This is a genomic window from Marinomonas sp. NPDC078689 (assembly GCF_044542435.1).
In the GTDB taxonomy this organism is placed as follows: domain Bacteria; phylum Pseudomonadota; class Gammaproteobacteria; order Pseudomonadales; family Marinomonadaceae; genus Marinomonas; species Marinomonas arenicola.
On record NZ_JBITUJ010000005.1, the window covers coordinates 115827 to 137436 of the forward strand.

Here is a 21610-nt window from a genome sequence, read left to right on the forward strand (position 1 = left end):
CTACAAAACTTCCAATTTAGCGAACGACAAGACGAGCCACTTGCTGCCTTCGTCATCGAAGTTCACTTGCACACGAGCCTGTGGGCCTTGGCCTTCGTAGTTGATGACCAAGCCTTCCCCAAACACCGGATGCTTAACCCGATCTCCCATGCTGACATTCACTTCTGGCGCTTTGAAGTTGTTCAGTACCGTACTGTTTTGCAGACGGTTTTTCTCTGTCTGATAATCAGGACGCTGCATAGAAACAGGTCGGCTCACTTGTGAACGCAGGCGAACTTCTTCTAAGCACTCGACTGGGATCTCTTTGATAAAGCGCGATGGGCTATTGAAAGACTCGCTGCCAAACAAACGACGAGACTCTGCGTAGGTGATGTAGAGTTTTTCCATCGCGCGAGTGATGCCCACATAGCAAAGTCGGCGCTCTTCCTCGAGGCGGCCCGGCTCTTCAAAGGACATCTTGCTAGGAAACAGATTTTCTTCCACCCCAGTCAAGAACACCAGAGGGAACTCCAGGCCTTTCGCAGAGTGCAGAGTCATCAATTGCACCGCGTCTTGGTATTCATCCGCTTGCGCATCGCCAGCGTCTAATACGGCTTTGTCTAAGAAAGCCATCAAGGGCGAACTGAACTCTTCGTCTTCATCACTCCAGCTAAAGCCACCTGCCGCGCCGACCAACTCTTTCAAGTTCTCGATGCGTGCTTCGCCTTTCTCACCTTTCTCTTTTTCATGAAACGGGATCAAACCTGCTTCTTCAATGATTTGCTCAAAGATGTCATTTAAGTTGAGGTCTGGTTGCTGAACCGTCGTGTTTAAACCTTCGATCAAATGTAAGAAAGACTTAATGGCATTGGTTGCGCGAGCCGGCATCAAGCTCTTCTCTACAATCATTTGCGCGGCTCGCCACATAGAGCAGCCTTCATCACGAGCCATTTCTCTCAAGGTGCCAATACTGCGCTCACCAATGCCACGAGGCGGCACATTGACGACTCGCTCCATTGCCCCATCGTCATTTGGATCAAGCGCTAAACGGGCGTACGCCAAGGCGTTCTTGATTTCTAGACGATCATAAAATCGATGACCACCGTAAATGCGATAGGCAATCTGTTCGCGCACCAAACATTCTTCCAGCACTCGGGATTGCGCATTGGAACGATACAAAATGGCCATATCACTCAGCGACGTGCCTTTGTCGCGCCATTGCTTAATGATGCCGATGATAAAACGCGCTTCGTCTTGCTCATTGAAGCCAGCATAAAGAGAAATAGGGTCCCCTTCGCCACTTTCTGTCCAAAGCTCTTTGCCAAGACGATCGTCGTTATTTTTGATCAAGCCATTGGCGGCATTCAAAATATGCCCCGTCGAGCGATAGTTTTGCTCCAGACGAATGGTTTGTACATCTTTGAAATGCTTAGTGAAGTTTTGAATATTTTCGATTTTTGCGCCACGCCAACCGTAAATGGATTGGTCATCATCCCCCACCGCGGTAATAGTGCCTTGATCACCAACCATAACGCGTAACCAGGCATATTGGATGGTGTTGGTGTCTTGAAACTCGTCCACCAGCACATGGCGAAAGCGCTCTTGATAATGACGCAACAATGGTGGGTTCGTCAGCATTAACTCATGGGCGCGTAGCAGCAACTCGCCAAAATCCAACAAGCCACCATTTTCACACGCCTCTTCATAATGATAATAAAGTTCTCGCATGCCTTTCGAAAAAGGGTCGTGGCTGTCTGGCACATGGGCTGCGCGTCGGCCTTCGTCTTTTTGCGCGTTGATAAACCAACAGACCTGCTTCGGCGGCCAGCGAGTGTCATCAATATTCATGGATTTCATGATGCGCTTCACTAAGCGCAATTGATCGTCACTGTCCATGATCTGGAAGTTTTCTTTCAGACCAGCATCACGCCAATGGGCACGCAATAATCGATGGGCTAAACCGTGGAACGTTCCCACCCACATACCTTGTGGTGGCACTCCAACAAGCTCTTCAATACGCCCTTGCATTTCACGCGCGGCTTTATTGGTAAAGGTCACCGCCATCAGGCTATAAGGCGACAATTCATAGGCGTGCATTAACCACGCGATGCGATGCACCAATACGCGAGTTTTACCAGATCCTGCCCCCGCGAGTACTAGGCTATTTTGCAATGGTGCGGCCACTGCATCACGCTGTTTATCATTTAACGAGTCGAGGATAAAAGAAACGTCCATTACATTCCGCCGTAATTATTTAATATGTTTGTCATAAAAAAGCGCAAAAATAGGTTGATTTTTGATCGATTAGCGTTTTTTATAAACTTGAAAACGAGTTGTCTGTCTATTTTGACTTTTTTCAACAGTCGATGACAGTGATCTGTGCATTTCAGTGTCATCGAATTAGCCAAAGGGTATAGCGATGAATCATATTTCTGAAACTTTGACTGAAGTAAAAACCGACATCCTTCACGCTTCTATTAGCCTAGAGAAGGAAAAAAGCGAACGTAATCAAAAGGAAGACAGTGTACGCATGCTAAAAGCACGTCGTGCCATTGAACAGCATTTAGAGGAAAAACGCTTACACCAAGCGATTTCTGACGGGTGGGACGAGTAAGACACTTTTTCAATTGTCTCACTAAAAAAGTAATTTATTAAGCAGCAGACACCCTATCTGCTGCTCAAGCTCGCTGACCTTTTCTTCCAGCGATGCTCTCTTTTTCGCTAAGATTTTTGCTTGGCCGCTTTTTTTTACGCTCAAAAACGCACTAAGTATTGATATAAAACAACTGAAAGACACTGCCTATTCGCCCTTCTTTGCTCCCTTTTTATAGCGGTTATGTCTGTGTTGGAGTACCATACGCTCTGATTTCTGATCTTTTAACCGATAATAAAAACAGCAAATAACCCTTTTGGGGAGTCACCATGTTTGAACATATCCAAGCTGCTCCTGCAGACCCTATTCTTGGCCTAAATGACGCTTTCCGTAATGATCTAAATCCCAATAAGATCAATTTAGGTGTGGGTGTATACAAGGATGAACAAGGCGCTACGCCGATATTAAAATCGGTAAAACAAGCAGAAGAGCGCTTGTTGAACCAAGAACTAACAAAAAGCTACTTAAGTATCGAAGGCGCACCAGCCTATCGACAAGCGGTACAAAAACTTCTGTTTGGTGAAGAACACAACATCATTACCAAACAACTTGCACAGACCGCCCATACACCTGGCGGTACTGGTGCACTTCGTGTTGCAGCAGAATTCATTAAAAAACATTTGCCAGAAGCCACCATGTGGGTCAGTAACCCAACATGGGCAAACCACCAAGCGGTTTTCCAATCCGTTGGTTTGGAAGTCGGCAGCTATGCTTATTACGATGCCAACACAAAAGGCTTGGATTTCGAAGCCTTGCTGGCCAGCCTTTCTCAAGTGCCAGCTGGCGACGTGGTTCTGTTTCATGGTTGCTGCCATAATCCGACTGGCATAGATCCAACACCAGAACAGTGGTACCAATTGGCCAAGCTTTGCAGCAAACAAGGGTTCTTGCCTCTGTTTGACTTCGCTTACCAAGGGTTTGGTGAAGGCATTGAAGAAGACGCTAAAGGCTTGCGTACCTTCCTTGAACATGTTCCTGAAATGTTGATCGCAAACTCCTTTTCGAAAAACTTTGGCCTCTACAACGAACGCGTTGGCGCCTTGACGATTGTTTGCGAAACCGCAGAACAAACCGACGCGGCTTTCACTCAAGTGAAACGCTGCATCCGTACGAACTATTCGAATCCACCGTCCCATGGCTCTGCCATTGTCGCTGAGATTCTTAACAGCAAAGAGCTGCGTAGTTTGTGGGAAATGGAGCTGAAAAGCATGCGTTCTCGTATCCATGAGATGCGCAGCTTGTTCGTCAATACACTGCGAACTAAAGGCGTAACACAAGACTTCTCCTTTATTTCTAAGCAACGCGGCATGTTCTCTTTTTCAGGTTTGACACCAGATCAAGTGGCTCAGCTTCGCAAAGACTTTGGTATCTATATTGTGGGTTCTGGACGTATCAACGTCGCTGGAATGACCCATGAAAACATGGATCCTTTGTGCGATGCGATCGCGGCGATTCTCAAAGACTAGCGCGAATTTCACCGAACCTAGAGTGAAATAACGCCACTTAAAAGGCCATTTTAACCATGTTAAAATGGCCTTTTTTAATGTCTTTCTTCGGGTAAATTACGCAAAAAAATACTGTTCAGTGAAGAGTCAGGCTGTTAGCCTTGAAGGCTTTCTTTTATTCATTTTTTGATGGAAATCACCTATGACAGCCACACTAATTTACTGTTATGACCCTATGTGCAGTTGGTGTTGGGGATTTCGCCCTACTTGGACCAAACTGCAAAAAAGCCTGCAACCTTTAATCGATTCGAAGCAGCTTTCGATTCAGCCTATGTTAGGTGGGCTAGCCGTCGATTCAGACACGCCCATGTCAGAAGACATGAAAGCCAAGCTAGAAGTAACCTGGCAGCACATTAGTGCGTCTCTTGGTACGACCTTTAACTTTGATTTTTGGCGCAATGCTCAGCCTCGTCGCTCGACCTATCCTGCGTGCCGCGCTTGCCTGGTCGCCAGAGATTCAGACCTTGAAGATGAGATGTACCATGCGATCCAAGAAGCCTATTATCTTAACGCGCAGAACCCATCAGACCTAGACACACTAACCGCGTGTGCCGAACACATTGGTTTAAAAGCAGCCGGATTCGAAAAGGCCATGGCCCATGTGAAAAATGAAAAATTGCTAGAGCAGGAAATCAATCAAGCGCGTCATTTGGGCTTGAATTCATTCCCTTCTCTGGCCTTATTGCTGGGAGATCACCTAACGCCTATTCCATTGGATTACCAAGATTCAACCACCATGCTAGCGGCCATTAAAAAGGCGCTCGCTTAGCCAAAATCGTGGTTAATCAGATCCAACATTGGGTTATAAAGAGGATTAGCAGACGCATCATGGTGTTTTCTGTCCTCTTTTTTATCAACGGCCTCAGAATCCGTTAAAGGCGTGCTTTTTATCGCTTTTTCAGGACGATCCAGAGGTTCAGATTTAGCGCTGTCAGCGGTGTTTGTTAGGTTGGTTTCTGGTCCGTTTTTGGCCTTCAAAGACAAGCGTTCAGCCAGTTTTTTAGCCAGTGGCTCTATATCATCTAAGGTAACGTTAATCGCCATCCAGTGATCTGCCTCTGGCTCGTCACTGATCAACTGACCTGGCACGATAACATGGCGGTAATTGGCCAGTAATGCTGTCATATCCTGTTGATTTAGTGGCGCCTTTAACTTCATCCAAAGTCCGATTCCTCCCTTACTAGCGGCAAAACTGACTTGCCCTTGTAAATGGGTTTCAAGGTGCGCTTTTATACGCTCAGAATTGGCCCAAACCTGACGAGCTCGACGCACTAACGAGCGTTTTCCTGTCGATAATAACGCCTCGCTCAAGGCGTGTTGCTGGGCATCGCTCAAGGCCATGTCCACCGACAGAAATGCGCCTTCTAACGCACTCTGATGGCGACCTGGCAAACACCAGCCAGCAGAACGATTTACCCCTTTTGTCTCTACTCCTCCGATATAAACAATATGATCGGACGAATCTAACGATTTATAGGTCATTAGCGAGCCTGCTCGATGCGCCAAATGCGAACAAAGATCCCATTCAATGGTTGGCAGTTTTAGCTCATCAATAATGGCCACCCAGCGACGCAAGCTTAAATTACTGATCGCAAGCCCTGCAGGGAAGGCAAACTGCCCAGGTAAAATCAGAAGCTTTATTTCATTTTCCTGCAAACAGCGAACCACTAGATCAAGGTCCACACCTCGGTCTCCAGCCGCTATGCTGATCACTTGGCGGCCCAAACTTTGTAATGTAGATGATAAACGAGGATCGCAAGGCGTAATGACCAACACAGTGTCATCACGCTGAGTCAGTGTTTGAATGCTTTGTGTCAGCATGGTCAAGGGGGAATGCCCCAACCATAATTGCGAGGCGTGATTTTTAATCCCTAACCCTTTGAGGTGTTCACTGACGGTTTCACGGACAGTCAGGTGGCCCTTTCCTAAAACGGGTATATCCACTTCTTCGGAACGCACAGAAGACGCTAGGAAAGCATCGCTTTGATCGACCAAGGCACCGCGGTGGGCAAGGCAAGACCACGCCGCTTTACTGCCTACAGGCGTTAATTTACGCAATGCTTCGCCAGCCAATAAAAGCGCCGGTTTAATATCGCTCCGGTGACAAACAAAGTAACCAGATTTAGGTCGAGATTCGATCCAACCTTCTTCCGTTAATATCTCATAGCCATGGATCACAGTGTTTAAGCTAAGACTAAGCTGCTTAGCCAACGCTCGTAACGAGGGCATGCGATCACCAGGTGCAATCGCTTCTTGTGAGACTTGATCTAAAAACCAGTCCACTACCCCTTTGTATAAAAAATCCGCCACCGCTTTGTACCTTTTCTAGTTTGTCATCTACTATCTGTTATCAAAGAGTAAGGGGGTTATCAAAAAAGACAAGCAAAAAAGGCAAGTAAAATACCAATAATTCCCAATGACCCTAGGAAGTTAAGGTACAATTTCATTAAGTTAACAGCAGTATTGGCGCTTTTTAGGCTTTTACCTAACACTAATGCGTGCTGCAACACGCTTATTTAAGACCACCAGCAACGCAAAAAGTAGACTGTCTATGGCTTTTGATTCTTATACCTTGCGCAACCAGTTCCCCATTCTTCAGCAAACGGCGTATGGGTACCCGTTGGCTTACCTCGACAATGCGGCAACAACGCAAAAGCCATTGTTCGTCTTAGACGCCATCCAAGACTACTATCGCTCTTTTAACGCCAATGTTCATCGTGGTGCGCATTTTCTCAGCGACCGAGCCACCAATCATTTTGAGCAAGCCAGAGAGCGTTTAGCGCACTTTATTAATGCCCCAAAAAACAGCCATGTTATCTGGAGCAAAGGGGCCACAGAAGCGATTAATATGGTCGCTTATGGTCTAGAACACCTACTACAAAAAGACGATGAGATTCTGATTACCAGCCTTGAGCATCACGCCAATCTTGTTCCTTGGCAGCAGCTGGCTTTTCGTACCGGAGCACGGTTGCGCGTACTGCCTCTCACCTCAAATGGCGAATGGGAAAATGAGTATCAGAAATACTTTACCGACAGAACCCGCATCTTTGCTGCGACTCAGGTTTCCAATGCCATCGGCGTAAGCACGCCATTAAAAACCATGATCGCAGAAGCCCAAAAATACCATGCCTTTACCCTAGTAGATGGCGCTCAAGCCGTGGCCCATTACCCTGTGGACGTACAAGACATCGATTGTGACTTCTATGTTTTCTCCGGCCATAAGATGTATGGCCCAACGGGCATTGGGGTTTTATATGGTAAGAGTCAGGCATTAGAGGTTTTAATCCCTTACCAAACGGGTGGCGAAATGGTGCGTCATGTGGCCTATCAAGCGACCGAATTTAACCTGTTACCTTATCGCCTTGAAGCTGGCACACCTCATATAGAAGGTGCCATCGGCCTTGCTGCTGCTTGTGAGTTTCTTACCCAACAAGACAGGCCCGCATTATTAGCATGGGAACAAAAACTCGCCAATCACGTCTACACTCGGCTCATCAAAGAAGGTGGTATCGAGCTCTATTCACCAGAGAAGAACACCACATTGGTGTCGTTAAGTGTACCCAATATTCATACCATCGATTTAAACGCTTACCTAGATAGCAAGGGCGTCGCGGTTCGAGCGGGCAGCCACTGTGCCCATCCATTAATGGCACAGTTAGGTGTCAGTGGTACGTTAAGAGCCTCGTTTGCTTGTTACAATACACTCGAAGAAGCGGATCAATTCTGCGATGTTTTACTAGAAGCTATTGAGATATTAGGCGATGACTGATTTTCCGACGCCACATACAGTTAAACAACAGCTGCAAGCCTGCCGCAGCAAAGAAGAAACGTTTAAAGCATTGGTTACCTTGAGTAAGGCGTTGCCGCGCTTATCAGGTGAAGAGAAAACAGAAGACAATAAAATCAAAGGCTGTGAAAGCGCGGTCTGGCTAATAGTGGTAGAAGACGCTGGACGTCGCTATTTCAAGGCCGACAGCGACGCCAAACTAATGCGGGGTGTACTCGTCGCGGTCATCAGCCTAGTGACAGGAAAAACGCAGCAAACCATACAAAAAATGGACTTAAAAGCAGAGCTAGCTGAATTCAACCTCTCCAGCTATCTCACTAGCTCACGCAGTAATGGTGTGTTGGCCATCCTCAAGCAGATTCAAGACAACCCATTGTCACGTTAGGTCATAATGAAACTCTTTCATACCTTGAGCCACTTTTTTCAGCGTCTGAGTAAAGTTATAAAGAGATTTATGCTGCCGTGCATTCGTTGGGTAGGCTAAACCATATGGGTAGTATACAGCGGGCTCAAAAGGACGAACTATTACCCCTTTTCCTTCCCATACTCTTGCCGCAAAAGGCTCTAACACACCAACAGCCATACCTTCTGCAATAATTCCATACCCAGTGTGCGAAGTGTCTATCATAATATTCTGTTTCAATTGAGACTTTACCGAACTAAGAACACCACCTAGCTCGCTCCAGTATGCTGGAGAATGATCCACCACAGTAAGCACAGACTCACCGATTAAGTCCTCAGCTGTAATTACTGCTTTGTTAGCCAAAGGGTGGTCTGAGCGAGCAGCAAACACGAAACGCGCATGACCAATTAGCTCACGCTCAATACCAATCAATTGTGGCAGTTGTAAGCCAATCGCTAAATCCACTGAGTTCGTTTGCAGCTTCATTACCAACTCAGACATAGCATCTGTATGAATAATCACCCGTTCATCTGGAAAATACTTATTATGCTCCTTCAAAGCGAGTGGTAATAAGCTGCTCGCAATCGCTGATGTACTGGCAATTTTCAACTCACTAGGGGCTCGTGTACGAATATTCGACGCCACAGATTCCAGCTTTTCCATGCCTAAAAAGCTTTCTTCTACCGAACGAAAAAATTCCGCCGCCTCCTGAGTCGGATAAAGCCGTCCCTTGCGTCGATCAAATAAAGCAAAGCCTAAATCGTATTCTAAATCACTTAATAATCGGCTGACAGCAGGTTGTGAGACATGCATTTCAGCCGCGGCTGCTGCGGTTGTGCCTCGTAGCATTATGTAACGAAACGCTTCCAGCTGTCTGAATTTCATAAGAAATGCGCCTTTTCAATAATATTTAGTTATCAACTATACAATAATATAAGTGGATGTCATGGATATAAATTCACATTATTAAAGTACAGAAAAATACGCTCCTGCGTAAAAGACGGTAACAGGCCTCACGCATCTCTCTTAGCAACAGGCCATAAAACTAACGTACTCATAGTAAAAGCGCTTTGATAATAAGGATTACTTCGTGGCAGACATTTCACCTACTCCCATATTAACAGTCGAAAATCTATCTGTTGAGTTCGGCACCTCACGTGTTATCAATGATTTAAGTTTTTCCGTCATGCCTGGACGAACACTGGCTATCGTAGGTGAGTCGGGTTCCGGTAAATCCATTACTTCTCAATCTATTATGCGTTTGGCAGAAACAAATGGTGCCACCTATCCAGCTGGGCGCATTTTGTTCTCCAGCGGCAATGGCGAAGTGGATTTGCTCTCCCAGTCACAGAATGAAATGAGGCGCATCCGCGGCAAAGACATCGCGATGATATTTCAAGAACCCATGACCTCCCTTAATCCTGTTTTTACCATTGGTAATCAAATCTCTGAATCCCTCGCGTTACATAAAAAACTCAGCAAAGAAGAAGCAAGAAAAGAAAGCATACAGCTACTAAAGATGGTGCGTTTACCGGATGCCGAAGACATGCTGAACCGCTACCCACATCAGCTTTCTGGCGGTATGAGGCAGCGAGTCATGATCGCCATGGCCCTCGCGTGCCGCCCTAAAGTACTGATCGCGGATGAACCTACCACCGCCCTAGACGTTACCATTCAAGCTCAGATTTTGACCATTCTGCATGATTTGCAAAAAGAGCTCGATATGGCCGTCATCTTCATCACCCATGACATGGGTGTTGTGGCAGAAATAGCCGACGATGTGGTCGTTATGTGGCAAGGTGAAAAGGTTGAAAACGGCCCAGTTAAAGAGCTCTTTGCACGCCCTCAACACCCCTATACCCAAGCTTTGTTATCCGCTGTTCCTAAGCTAGGTAGTATGACTGGCGAGGCCTTCCCGAAGCGTTTTCCCATTACCATAATGAAGAATGGCTCAGCGTGTTTAGTCGGTGAGGAAGTCTCTCAGAAAACCGCCAATTACGATGAAAAACCTCTGCTTAGCGTACGTAATTTGGTCACGCGTTTTGATAGTAAGAAAAATTTATGGGGCAAGGTGACCCATAGGGTACATGCGGTAGAGAATGTAAGCTTTGATATATTTCGCGGCGAAACCTTAGCCTTAGTCGGTGAATCAGGCTCGGGGAAATCCACCATAGGTCGTACTATTCAACAGCTGCAAAAAGCCACCAGCGGTGAGATCAGCTTTGAAGGAACACCATTCGCGACAATGAGCAAAGTCGATAAGAAAAGACTGCATCAAGAAATCCAATATATTTTCCAAGACCCTTTAGCCTCGCTAGACCCAAGAAAAACCATAGGTTTTTCCATTGCTGAACCGATCAAAACTCACGATTTAATCCGTGGTGAAGAGAAGATCAAAAAACGAGTTGAAGAGCTATTAATACGAGTCGGCTTAACCGCTGAACATGCCAAGCGCTACCCTCATCAATTTTCTGGTGGCCAACGACAACGCATCTGTATTGCCCGAGCGTTGGCCTCAAATCCTAAATTAATCATTGCCGATGAAGCGCTTTCAGCGCTCGATGTTTCTATTCAAGCTCAGATCATTAACCTTTTTATGGAGCTACAAGAAGAGTTTGGTATCGCTTATTTGTTTATTAGTCATGACATGGCGGTAGTTGAAAAAATGAGCCACAGGGTAGCTGTGTTATATCTTGGTCAAGTTGCAGAACTTGGCTCACGCCAGCAGGTTCTTGAAAGCCCAACACACCCTTATACCCAACGCCTGCTCAGTGCGGTTCCCGTTGCAGACCCGACTGTCACAAGGCGCTCAAAACGGCTAACTGGGGAAATTCCAAGCCCAGTACGACGTGTCGATAATGAACCCAGCATAGTGCCCCATATAGAAATAACACCAGGACACTTTGTCGCTGAAGCCTAATAACTAACTACAACAATAATAATGCCATTTATCACAAATTAACGGAGCAATGAATAATGAACAAAAGATCACCTTTAAGGACAATGCTAAAAAGTATTGCTATCGCAAGTTGCTTAGCCACCGCCACAGCAAATGCCACAGGAACGCTAACCGTCTCCTCTTCACAAGACCCTGGCAGCTGGGACCCAATCGATACCTTTCTCGTCAGCTGGGCCGCGGTGGCCACCAATATTTATGATGGCCTAACCTATCGTGATACAGACCTAAAACTGCAGCCAGGGCTGGCGACATCTTGGCAACAGCTTGATCAGGGCAAGCGTATTCGTTTTCATTTGCGTAAAGGCGTGACCTTTCAAAATGGTGAGGCGTTTAACGCGGCTGCCGTAAAATTTACCTTTGACCGACTTATGGGTGACGAAGGCAGAAAAGGCCCACAACGCTCCAATTACTCCAGTATTGATTCTGTAGAAGTGATTGATGACTATACCGTTGATTTTCACCTGAGCGCACCCGATCCTGTACTATTAACCAAACTAGCAGGTTATGGCGCCATGATAGTGCCGCCGAAATACATTAAAGAAAAAGGCGATGCGTATTTCAATAGCCACCCTATTGGAACAGGCCCTTTTAAAGTGGTGTCTTATCAACCAAAAGTAGGCGTCAAATTAGAAGCGAATAAACACTTTTGGGGCAAAGCTCCTAAGATCTCCAATCTTAACTACCGCTTTATCAGCGAGCCTTCTACCGCAGTAGCTGAGCTTCAATCCGGACGCATAGACCTGATTACCCCCAATATCCCCATTGGTATGATTTCGACTATCGAGCAAGACCCAGATTTAAAGGTTATATCTACCGTGAGTCCGAGTGTCTACGCTCTGCGCTTTAATACTCAGCGAGGCATCACTAAAGATGCGAAAGTCAGAAAAGCCTTAATTTACGGGGTTGACCGTCAAGCCATCATTGACTCTATTTTAGCCGGTCAAGCAGAACCAATTAGTAGCTTCCAAAGCTCAATCTCATTTGGTAATGATCCAAAGATGAAACCACTGGCTTATGATCCATCACAAGCCATGAAGCTGTTAAAAGAGGCTGGTGTTAAACCTGGCACCAAGATCCAAATAGATATTCGCGGTAATGATCCAACCTTTAATGAGGTGACTCAAGCCATTGCCAGTTATCTGCAAATCATTGGCGTAAACGCCACTATCAAACCATATGAAACAAGCGTGTTGCTAAATGACATTATTCCAGCAGGTAAAACCGGTGAAATGTTTCAACAATCATGGGGGGGTTGGACCCTCGATTATGACAATACCGCCTACTTCATGTACCACTCAGGGGAAAAATGGAACCCTTATGACAGCGATCCAAAACTCGATGCATTATTAGAATCTCAACGCGATATTACCGACCGAGATAAACGAGAGTCCATTCTCAAATCCATTGCGAAATACACAGTGGACCAGTCATTAGAAATGCCACTTTACAACCTAAATGCCATTTATGCGGTATCCAATAGGGTCAAAGGCTTTGTGCCGGTTGCTGACAACCGCTTGCGATTTACCGACGTGAGCGTCGAGTAACGTGAGCGCCAAGTAAAAAGAGGCACTAACGTCCCCGTTTAAACATCCGATTTAAGCGCTTTTAAACGGGGGCTATCTCAATTCATAACACAGTATTCAGCGTTAAATGAGGGATGTCACTCTCTTAATGCTGAAAAGGCAGCCTTATTAGAAGCTGGCTTTATAAGGGAAAAGGGAATGGTAAACTTTTTAATAAAACGACTTTTACAAGCAATATTCGTACTGCTTGCCGTCACCTTACTGGTGGCTTTTGCAATTCGCCTAACCGGCGATCCTGCGCTTATGCTGACACAAGGTGCTGGCAGTGTCACAGAAGCAGATTTGGCGATGATTCGAGAATCATTAGGTATTAATAAGCCCTTTTTTGTTCAGTATTTTGAATTTCTGTCAGGCCTTTTTCATTTTGATTTTGGGCGTAGCTTTTTAGGCGGAACTCCAGTTTATCAGCTCATCAGCACTGCGTTACCTGCCACTGTTATGCTGGCGGCTTCTGTCATGGTCATCTCCATTGTTATCTCAATTCCGTTGGGTATCAAAGCTGCCGTGTCTAAAGGAAAGTGGGCTGACCAGGTGATCCGAATTTCTTCATTAATCGGTCTATCTTTTCCCAATTTTTGGCTAGCTCTGATGCTGGTATTGATTTTTTCTATCTGGCTACAGTGGCTACCACCAAGCGGTATGTATGGCTTTTCCAGCTTCCTTATGCCGGCTTTTACTATGGCCATTATTTTAGTCGCAACAAACGTCCGACTAGTACGCTCTTCCATGCTAGAAACTCTGCAATCCCAATACATCATGGTAGCAAGGGCAAAAGGACTCAGTGAAAACACTGTGCTTTATAAACACGCCCTACGTAACTGTGCGATTCCGCTTATTACCTATTTTGGTTTGCAATTCGGCGGCCTGTTAGGCGGCATTGTCGTCATTGAGCGGGTTTTTAATTGGCCAGGTTTAGGCACTCTTGCCTTCGATGCAGTAAGTGGCCGCGACTATCCGGTACTGCAAGCTGTTATCACTATTTTATCCATGCTCATCGTAAGCGTTAACCTCTTGGTTGATATTGCGTATGGCTTAATTGACCCACGTATTCGCACGGAGTAGTCATGTCTCAACATCGTTTTAGTGCTCATTTATCCAGATACAACAGCATGGAATTTATTGTCGGAGCTCTGCTCACTGGTGGTATTTGCTTTTTAGTGATTTTTTCAGATTTGCTGTTCCAAAGTCCCGATAAAATCAACTTGTCGGCACGTTTACTCGGTCCTTTTATTAACCCAGACCACCTATTTGGTACCGATCCGCTGGGCCGAGATATCTTCGCGCGAGTGGTAGCCGGTGGCAAAGTGTCTCTGCAAGTGGGTTTTTTATCTGTTGCTGGCGCGGTTGTTCTAGGCGTTATTATGGGCTTAATTTCTGGCTATTATCGCGGTTTCTGGGACGTAATTGTCATGCGTTTTGCGGATGTTCAATTAGCGATGCCTTTCATACTTTTAGCCATCACTTTCATCGCGATTGTCGGTGGAGGTTTAGGCAATATGATCATTCTGCTTATTCTTTCCCAATGGGTACAGTACGCTAGGCTAGTTCGCGGCTCGGTTCTATCATTGAGAGACCGTGAATTTATCCAATCCGCACAAGCTATCGGCGTTAGTAACTTTAGCATTCTATTCCGTCATCTACTGCCTAACCTAATTGGCCCTGTTATCGTACTGATGACCTTAAACGTCGCCAATAACATTCTGTTAGAAAGTAGTTTGACTTTTCTTGGATTAGGCGTGGACCCATTAACCCCTAGCTGGGGCGGTATGCTAGCTGACGGCCGAACCTATATTCAAAATGCATGGTGGGTCAGCCTCTTCCCAGGATTAGCTATTTTGCTCACCGTATTAGGCCTAAATCTACTAGGTGACTGGTTACGAGACAGTCTTGATCCAACAGGTAGAACGTCACGATGAACCATATATTTTCGACAAACTTCATACCAACCACAGAGCAGTTGATCGAGAAATTCTCGCATCCTGAGTGTCAAGGACAAGAGGTTGAAGCTTGGATCTTTGCCGACAAAGAGCAGCGTCAACAACTGGAAACACGCTTATTAGAGGTCGGCGTAAAGGCTAAAATACGCAGCGCCTACAAACCGCTATTACACTTTTTCTTAGAAGAATTAGCGCTGGATTTGAGTACGCTAACCTCTGTTGAAGTAGCCTATCCTGTCCATAAATCCGCCTCAGAAAAACGATTTTTATTAGAAACTTACCCGTTAGCGGCGTTGCTCGAAGCACCAGTAAATTTTAGCGAAAATAAAGACAGTGTCGATTTCTACAAAGTCACCTTATATAGACTAGATGCAACGCCACTTTCCTATCATGTGTTTGCGCCAAACTACTTGCATCTGGATGTTATAGGTCAACAACATTTATCGCCATGCGGTTGGCTAAAAGTCGTCAATCCGCAAGGAGAAAACCTAGAAAATAAGCGTCTAATAACAGATTACGAGATGCTTTTTAGTTCGGCGATGAAAGCGGTCTCTGAGCATTCATGGGGAGAAAATAGTCCTTACTTTGAAGAACTTAATATTCAGGTTTCGTTACCTTGGAAAGAGTTTCCTTTGGCTTACCAACACGAGGTTATTAGCCTCAGTGAGGCCTTACATGAAGACTTATATTTCTCAATACTGGAATGGTTTAAGGTAAAACAAGGCTACCTACCAACCGACCGAGAAGGTCAACCAGGACAAATAGTCCCAGAAATTACCTATTCGGCAAACTCATCTCTTAGCCTAAGCATAGAAACACGACCTTATCAGATCAATAAAACACACAGTTTGCAGATTTTAGAAAAGGCCAGTGCTCCCTTAAGCATGGCGCAAGTTAGCGCAGAGCTGGCACTTATTGAAGGGACTGAGTTCACCGCAAGCACGATCACAGGCCAAGCCATTCAAGCCCGCTATCACTATGGCACTGACTTTCCTGTGATGATAAGCGGTGGACAGCATGCTAATGAAACGACAGGTGTCGTTGGAACATTACGTGCCGCACAATATTTAAATGAGCAACCAAACAGCCATTTTACCATTTCACCATTAGAAAACCCTGACGGGTATGCGCTGCATCAGAGATTAATTAACGATAACCCATGTCATATGCATCATGCTGCTCGCTATACAGCGCTCGGTGATGACTTAGAATATCGAATCGAAGCTCCATTTTATGAAAAAGAAATTCGCCATAAAGCACGTGCTATAAGCCAAGCTAAATTGCACATCAATCTACATGGCTATCCATCCCATGAATGGACACGCCCCTTTTCGGGCTATGTTCCCCACGGCTTTACTATGTGGACGATACCAAAAGGCTTTTTCTTAATTCTACGCCATAACTCTAATCCCGAATGGTCAGCTTATGCCGAGGAATTTATTCATCAGGTTACATTAGAGCTAGTCAAACTGCCTGGCGTACTGGCGTTTAATGACAAGCAAATTGAGCTTTATAAAGTCCATGCTGGAGACTCAATGTTTCGCATTATTAATAGTTTTCCTTGCCTAATATCGCACAGCAAAGAGGGAGATATTCCTTTACAACTCATCACAGAATACCCTGATGAAACCCTTTATGGTGAGCACTTTATAGCAGGGCACAATGTACAAACCGCCACAGTATTAGCGGCTTATAAAGCGCATCAAATACTGTCGTCTAGATAACTAAACGCCGTTACTAGGCAGCCTGCTTGTCGCGGCTTTCTAGTAACGGCGCCTACTCGCTTTTTCTTTATGGCTGAAAAGGCATTACCACGCTAGATACATGGCGATCCAGCTCCGTGCGAATACGCTCAATGCCTTCGGGTGTTAGCCAAAACTTCACAATCACCACTTGTTTTTCCTTGCCGTTGTCTTTGTAGTCCACAGACCAAGCACGTTTGTGCTCTTGTATGCTCACCACGTCTTTGTAGTGAATCGCTTTTACAACGGTAACTTTTGACGGTTTAACCTCAAACAGCTCATTTTTAAACACCACGTAAGGTGTGTTTTTCCAGTACTTTGCTGTCATGTAGCGTGAGCCTATCAACAATAATACGGGGACGATCAAGAAATAGTTGTTCACGTAAATACACACCGCCAGCAATGGCAAGCAAGACATCAGTGCATAACGAATAATTCGAAAAGACAGATTCGCGCCTTTTTCACCATAGATTACGGTGGGTTTTGTTGTTTCTGACAAGCTCATAGTCGGTCTCTTTCACAATGGATTGATCAATATAGATAAGAAATATTAAAGGTTTATTGGTCCGATTTTGCTAATTTTTCGAGCACTTTTGACACCGCAACAAAACCAAAAGTAGCGGTCACTGCGGTGCTTGCACCAAAACCAGTATCACACCCCATTTTGGTTTCTGTATCCCCTTTCAGTCTCGTTTTAGAAACCGTGCCGTCGCCTTGTGGGTAGTTCAACTGCTCAATGGAATACACACATTCAATGTGAAAACGGCGTTTGGTATTTCGACTGAAGTTATAATAACGACGTAAAAAATTACGCAAGTTCGCCGCTAATGGATCGCCAATCGTTTTTGCCAGATCCGCGGTCTGAATTTTGGTCGGATCGGTTTGTCCGCCAGCACCACCAATCGTGATAACAGAACGCTTGTTGCTCTTACACCAAGCCACTAGAGCGGCTTTTGGCTTAATGCTATCAACGCAGTCAATAATGTAATCAAATTGCTCTGCAAGCAGCTCAGAGAGGTTTTCAGGGGTAATAAAGTCTTCTACCACCGTTACTTCACAGTTTGGATTAATCAGGCCAATGCGTTGGCTCATCACATCCACTTTTGATTGGCCGATATTGCCGTCTAATGCATGAATTTGGCGATTGGTGTTGGTGATACAAATATCATCCATGTCGATAAGCGTAATTTTACCAATACCCGAGCGCGCTAAGGCTTCTGCAGCCCACGAACCAACGCCACCAATGCCCACCACACAGACGTGTGCTTGAGAAAAAGTCAGGTAGGCCGCATCACCATATAAACGGCGAATTCCGCCAAATCGTTGATCGTCAGTCACTTTCTACTCCTCGCAAAAAACAGTGCTTTGCGTTTTATCACTTATTAAATGTCTTGTTCCATGCCTTTACACCAACACAAACGGGCGAGTATTCTGCACCCTACTATTGATATTTGGTTTTTGTGACTCTTATGATCCAACATGCTTTTGAACAACTCGGTCTCACCCCGAGAGAAACACAGCTCTACCAAACTTTGTTGAAGCTTGGACCTTCGTCTATTCGAGACATAGCTGAACACAGCGGTATTAACCGTGGTACCGCCTATGAAGCGCTTAAACAATTGCAGAGCAAAGGGGTGATCAGTTATTTTCCAAAAGGGAAACGCCGCTTTTTTATGGCGGAAAATCCAGATATTTTGCTCAGTCTCGCGGAAGACAAACGCCTCCAATTAGACAAAACCATTGAGTCACTCAAAAGCACTATCATTCCCAATTTAAGCCAACAGCAGCCGGATTATCACCATACTGACGTTCGCTATTATGAGGGTGACGATGGCATAGAGTGGGTATTGCGCGACATTTTAAACGTCGTATCGCAACAAGACCATAAAGAATATTGCGTGTTTTCATCTAAACCGATTCGCCCTTACCTATATCGTCCGTTTCCGAACTACACCAAACAACGTGTAAAGCTAGGCATTAACGTAAAAGTCATCGCATTAGGAGAAGGTGGTGAAGAAGCGGAATTATCAGAACGTAAGTGGATCAAAACCGAAGGCCCGGTAGACGCCAGCTACATTGCAATCTATCCGCCTAAGTGTGCGATTATTTCTCTCGCCAGCAACAACTTCCCTTCCGCTGTCGTACTAGAGTCTCAAGACATCGCCAAGGCTCAACAAATCATCTTCGATACGCTTTGGAAGATGCTGTAACCCTTCTCTGTGTACTTTCATTCGTCTTTTACAAGACATAAAAAAGCAGCCCTAGGGCTGCTTTTTAGACTGTTCAGATCCAGCGTTTCGCTTATTGATGGCGGAACTGCTGGATAGTACGCAAGCGAGCCATGGCTTCTGCCAATTCCGCTGTTGCACGAGAATAGTCAACATCAGGTTTTTGGTTGGCTAAAAGCTCTTGAGCATGTTGCTTCGCTTTTAGTGCCGCCTCTTCGTCAAGATCTCTTGCACGAATGGCCGTGTTGGCCAAGACGGTGACACGGTGCGGTTGAACTTCTAGGAAGCCACCGGACACGAAGATGATCTCTTCGTCACCATTTTCTTTAACCACACGAACAGGACCTGGTTGCAGAGTCGTCAATAATGGCGCATGACCAGGCATAATACCCAGATCACCAAAATCACCTGCAGCCACAAGAGATTTAACGGTACCGTTAAAGATCTCTTGTTCAGCGCTTACGATATCGCAGTGTACTGTGATAGCCATAAGTTGCCTCTCTTAGTCAGACTAAGCAAGAACGCCTAAACGCTCTTGCTTCGCGTGATGGTTAAAGTTTCTTAGCTTTCTCGACGGCTTCGTCGATGCTACCAATCATGTAGAACGCTTGTTCTGGAAGGTCATCAAACTCACCATCCAAAATGCCTTTAAAGCCGCGGATAGTATCTTTCAAAGAAACATACTTACCTGGTGCGCCAGTAAAGACTTCTGCTACGAAGAAAGGCTGAGACAAGAAACGCTGGATTTTACGAGAACGGTTAACCGTTTGCTTATCTTCTTCAGATAACTCGTCCATACCCAAGATTGCGATGATGTCTTTAAGCTCTTTGTAACGTTGCAATACCATTTGTACGCCACGTGCTACGTCGTAGTGCTCTTGACCGATAACCAGAGGGTCAAGCTGACGTGAAGTAGAGTCAAGAGGATCGATCGCTGGGTAGATACCCAAAGATGCGATGTCACGAGACAATACAACGGTTGCGTCCAAGTGAGAGAAGGTTGTTGCTGGAGACGGGTCAGTCAAGTCATCCGCAGGTACGTATACCGCTTGGACAGACGTGATAGAACCAGTCTTAGTAGAGGTGATACGTTCTTGAAGAACACCCATCTCTTCAGCAAGTGTAGGCTGGTAACCTACCGCAGATGGCATACGACCTAGCAATGCAGATACTTCCGTACCAGCAAGCGTGTAACGGTAGATGTTATCTACGAAGAAAAGTACGTCACGACCTTCGTCACGGAATTTCTCAGCCATAGTCAAACCAGTCAAAGCAACACGAAGACGGTTACCTGGTGGCTCGTTCATTTGACCGTATACAAGAGATACTTTATCGATTACGTTCGAATCCGTCATCTCATGGTAGAAATCGTTACCTTCACGAGTACGCTCACCAACACCAGCGAATACAGAGTAACCGCTGTGCTCGATTGCGATGTTACGGATAAGTTCCATCATGTTTACGGTTTTACCTACACCGGCACCACCAAACAGACCAACTTTACCACCTTTCGCGAAAGGACAAACAAGATCGATAACCTTGATTCCTGTTTCTAGCAATTCGTTGCTAGAAGACTGATCAGCATAAGAAGGAGCAGCACGGTGAATTGACCAACGCTCTTCTTCGCCAATTGGGCCTTTTTCATCAATTGGATTACCTAGAACGTCCATAATACGTCCTAGTGTTTGAGTACCAACTGGTACAGAAACTGGTTTGTTTGTGTTTTCAACAATCAAGCCACGTTTCATGCCGTCAGTGGAACCCATGGCGATGGTACGAACAACACCGTCGCCTAGTTGTTGTTGAACTTCCAACACCAACTCTTTACCCTCGATGGTAAGGGCATCATATACTTTTGGCACATTATCACGTGGGAATTCCACGTCGATAACCGCACCGATAATCTGTACGATTTGTCCGCTACTCATGTTCGGATCCTCTTAATACCTAAATACCTTAAACCGCTGCCGCGCCGCTGACTATCTCAGAAATTTCCTGAGTAATCGCTGCTTGACGAGCCTTGTTGTACACCAACTGCAATTCATCAATGATATCGCCTGCGTTGTCGGTTGCGTTCTTCATAGCAAGCATACGAGCTGCTTGTTCACACGCAATGTTTTCAACGACAGATTGATATACTTGAGATTCAATGTAGCGAACCAATAACTCGTTTAGAATTTCAACGGCTTCTGGCTCATAGATGTAATCCCAGTGGTGCTTTAACTCTGTATTCTCTTCTGCTTTCAATGGCAAAAGCTGCTCGACTTTAGGGGTCTGAGTCATGGTGTTCACGAACTCATTTGAAACCACATAAAGACGATCAATGCGACCTTCATCAAATGCATCAAGCATCACCTTCACACTACCGACTAAGTCGTCTGCTTTAGGTGCATCACCCAAACCAGTGAAGGCTGCTGTTACGTTTCCGCCGTAGTTACGAAAGAATGTTACGGCTTTACCGCCAATCGCACAGATGTCAATTTCGACACCAGCGTCAGCTTGCTGTTTCATTCCTTTTAATGCTGCTTTGAACACATTAAAGTTCAAACCACCACATAAACCACGATCAGAAGAGATTACGATATAACCAACACGCTTCGCCTCACGCTCGGTAAGGTAACGGTGTTTATACTCAGGATTCGCGTTGGCCAAATGACCAACTACTTGGCGAATTCGTTCCGCATACGGACGAGAAGCGGCCATACGATCCTGAGCTTTACGCGTCTTACTTGCTGCTACTTTTTCCATAGCACGAGTAATTTTACGCGTATTGTTAATGCTCGAAATCTGAGTACGTATCTCTTTTCCGACTGCCATAATAGAACTGCCCTTGT

At 45.5% G+C, this 21610-nt stretch carries 19 protein-coding genes; 11 read left to right on the forward strand and 8 right to left on the reverse strand.

All coding sequences use genetic code 11. The features are described 5' to 3' along the window. Positions 1-2214 carry a DNA helicase II gene (gene uvrD, locus ACIGBN_RS10380; protein ID WP_133002223.1) on the reverse strand — a complete coding sequence of 738 codons (2214 nt, stop codon included), beginning with the start codon at positions 2212-2214 and terminating at the stop codon, positions 1-3. A 184-nt stretch (positions 2215-2398) separates the two neighbouring features. Here uvrD and ACIGBN_RS10385 point away from each other — a divergent pair, with 184 nt between their 5' ends. The 3 genes from ACIGBN_RS10385 to ACIGBN_RS10395 all read left to right on the forward strand — a co-directional run bounded on the left by ACIGBN_RS10385 (position 2399) and on the right by ACIGBN_RS10395 (position 4906). Further along, entirely contained in the window at positions 2399-2593 is a 195-nt protein-coding gene (locus ACIGBN_RS10385) for a PA3496 family putative envelope integrity protein (RefSeq protein WP_133002224.1), read from the forward strand. A gap of 308 nt (positions 2594-2901) precedes the next feature. Then, positions 2902-4098 (forward strand): amino acid aminotransferase, encoded by a 1197-nt coding sequence (locus ACIGBN_RS10390; RefSeq protein ID WP_133002225.1) that lies wholly within the window; start codon positions 2902-2904, stop codon positions 4096-4098. Positions 4099-4279: 181 nt separating this feature from the next. After that, on the forward strand, positions 4280-4906 hold the full coding sequence (locus tag ACIGBN_RS10395) for a DsbA family protein (protein WP_396665272.1): 627 nt from the start codon (positions 4280-4282) through the stop codon (positions 4904-4906). Here ACIGBN_RS10395 and ACIGBN_RS10400 read toward each other — a convergent pair. Continuing rightward, complete coding sequence (locus tag ACIGBN_RS10400) at positions 4903-6447, reverse strand: GntR family transcriptional regulator (protein ID WP_396665274.1); 1545 nt, start codon at positions 6445-6447, stop codon at positions 4903-4905. The two genes, ACIGBN_RS10395 and ACIGBN_RS10400, sit on opposite strands and share 4 nt — an antisense overlap. A 241-nt stretch (positions 6448-6688) precedes the next feature. Here ACIGBN_RS10400 and ACIGBN_RS10405 point away from each other — a divergent pair, with 241 nt between their 5' ends. Together ACIGBN_RS10405 and ACIGBN_RS10410 are read left to right on the forward strand one after the other, a co-directional pair. Then, complete coding sequence (locus tag ACIGBN_RS10405) at positions 6689-7906, forward strand: aminotransferase class V-fold PLP-dependent enzyme (protein ID WP_133002228.1); 1218 nt, start codon at positions 6689-6691, stop codon at positions 7904-7906. After that, positions 7899-8309 carry a SufE family protein gene (locus ACIGBN_RS10410; protein ID WP_396665277.1) on the forward strand — a complete coding sequence of 137 codons (411 nt, stop codon included), beginning with the start codon at positions 7899-7901 and terminating at the stop codon, positions 8307-8309. The genes ACIGBN_RS10405 and ACIGBN_RS10410 overlap by 8 nt, the downstream gene beginning before the upstream one ends. Here ACIGBN_RS10410 and ACIGBN_RS10415 read toward each other — a convergent pair. Next, entirely contained in the window at positions 8301-9212 is a 912-nt protein-coding gene (locus ACIGBN_RS10415; RefSeq protein WP_396665279.1) for a LysR family transcriptional regulator, read from the reverse strand. The two genes, ACIGBN_RS10410 and ACIGBN_RS10415, sit on opposite strands and share 9 nt — an antisense overlap. A gap of 214 nt (positions 9213-9426) precedes the next feature. Between ACIGBN_RS10415 and ACIGBN_RS10420 the strand changes: the two genes are divergently transcribed. The 5 genes from ACIGBN_RS10420 to ACIGBN_RS10440 all read left to right on the forward strand — a co-directional run bounded on the left by ACIGBN_RS10420 (position 9427) and on the right by ACIGBN_RS10440 (position 16530). After that, positions 9427-11247, forward strand: a complete 1821-nt coding sequence (locus ACIGBN_RS10420; protein WP_396665395.1) for a dipeptide ABC transporter ATP-binding protein — start codon at positions 9427-9429, stop codon at positions 11245-11247. Positions 11248-11303: 56 nt separating this feature from the next. Continuing rightward, positions 11304-12830: an ABC transporter substrate-binding protein gene (locus tag ACIGBN_RS10425; protein ID WP_396665281.1), complete on the forward strand. Its 1527-nt coding sequence runs from the start codon at positions 11304-11306 to the stop codon at positions 12828-12830. Positions 12831-13007: 177 nt separating this feature from the next. Continuing rightward, on the forward strand, positions 13008-13931 hold the full coding sequence (locus ACIGBN_RS10430) for an ABC transporter permease (protein WP_396665283.1): 924 nt from the start codon (positions 13008-13010) through the stop codon (positions 13929-13931). A 2-nt stretch (positions 13932-13933) separates the two neighbouring features. Beyond that, positions 13934-14785 (forward strand): ABC transporter permease, encoded by an 852-nt coding sequence (locus tag ACIGBN_RS10435; protein ID WP_396665285.1) that lies wholly within the window; start codon positions 13934-13936, stop codon positions 14783-14785. After that, positions 14782-16530, forward strand: a complete 1749-nt coding sequence (locus ACIGBN_RS10440; RefSeq protein WP_396665287.1) for a M14 family metallopeptidase — start codon at positions 14782-14784, stop codon at positions 16528-16530. Before ACIGBN_RS10435 ends, ACIGBN_RS10440 begins: the two co-directional genes overlap by 4 nt. Before the next feature lie 67 nt (positions 16531-16597). Here the strand turns inward: ACIGBN_RS10440 and ACIGBN_RS10445 are convergent, their stop codons facing one another. Beyond that, entirely contained in the window at positions 16598-17053 is a 456-nt protein-coding gene (locus ACIGBN_RS10445; RefSeq protein WP_396665289.1) for a hypothetical protein, read from the reverse strand. A 53-nt stretch (positions 17054-17106) separates the two neighbouring features. Further along, positions 17107-17886: a tRNA cyclic N6-threonylcarbamoyladenosine(37) synthase TcdA gene (tcdA, locus tag ACIGBN_RS10450; protein WP_341566367.1), complete on the reverse strand. Its 780-nt coding sequence runs from the start codon at positions 17884-17886 to the stop codon at positions 17107-17109. 131 nt (positions 17887-18017) lie between these two features. Between tcdA and ACIGBN_RS10455 the strand changes: the two genes are divergently transcribed. Then, on the forward strand, positions 18018-18758 hold the full coding sequence (locus ACIGBN_RS10455) for a TrmB family transcriptional regulator (protein ID WP_133002232.1): 741 nt from the start codon (positions 18018-18020) through the stop codon (positions 18756-18758). Between the two features lie 91 nt (positions 18759-18849). On the opposite strand, the gene ACIGBN_RS10460 is transcribed toward ACIGBN_RS10455, so the two are convergent. From ACIGBN_RS10460 to atpG, 3 genes are all read right to left on the reverse strand, one after another. Then, positions 18850-19266 (reverse strand): F0F1 ATP synthase subunit epsilon, encoded by a 417-nt coding sequence (locus ACIGBN_RS10460; RefSeq protein WP_133002233.1) that lies wholly within the window; start codon positions 19264-19266, stop codon positions 18850-18852. A gap of 61 nt (positions 19267-19327) precedes the next feature. Beyond that, positions 19328-20704, reverse strand: coding sequence for a F0F1 ATP synthase subunit beta (gene atpD / locus ACIGBN_RS10465; protein WP_133002234.1), 1377 nt, complete (start codon positions 20702-20704; stop codon positions 19328-19330). A gap of 28 nt (positions 20705-20732) precedes the next feature. Beyond that, entirely contained in the window at positions 20733-21593 is an 861-nt protein-coding gene (gene atpG, locus ACIGBN_RS10470; RefSeq protein WP_133002235.1) for a F0F1 ATP synthase subunit gamma, read from the reverse strand. Positions 21594-21610 lie beyond the last annotated feature (17 nt).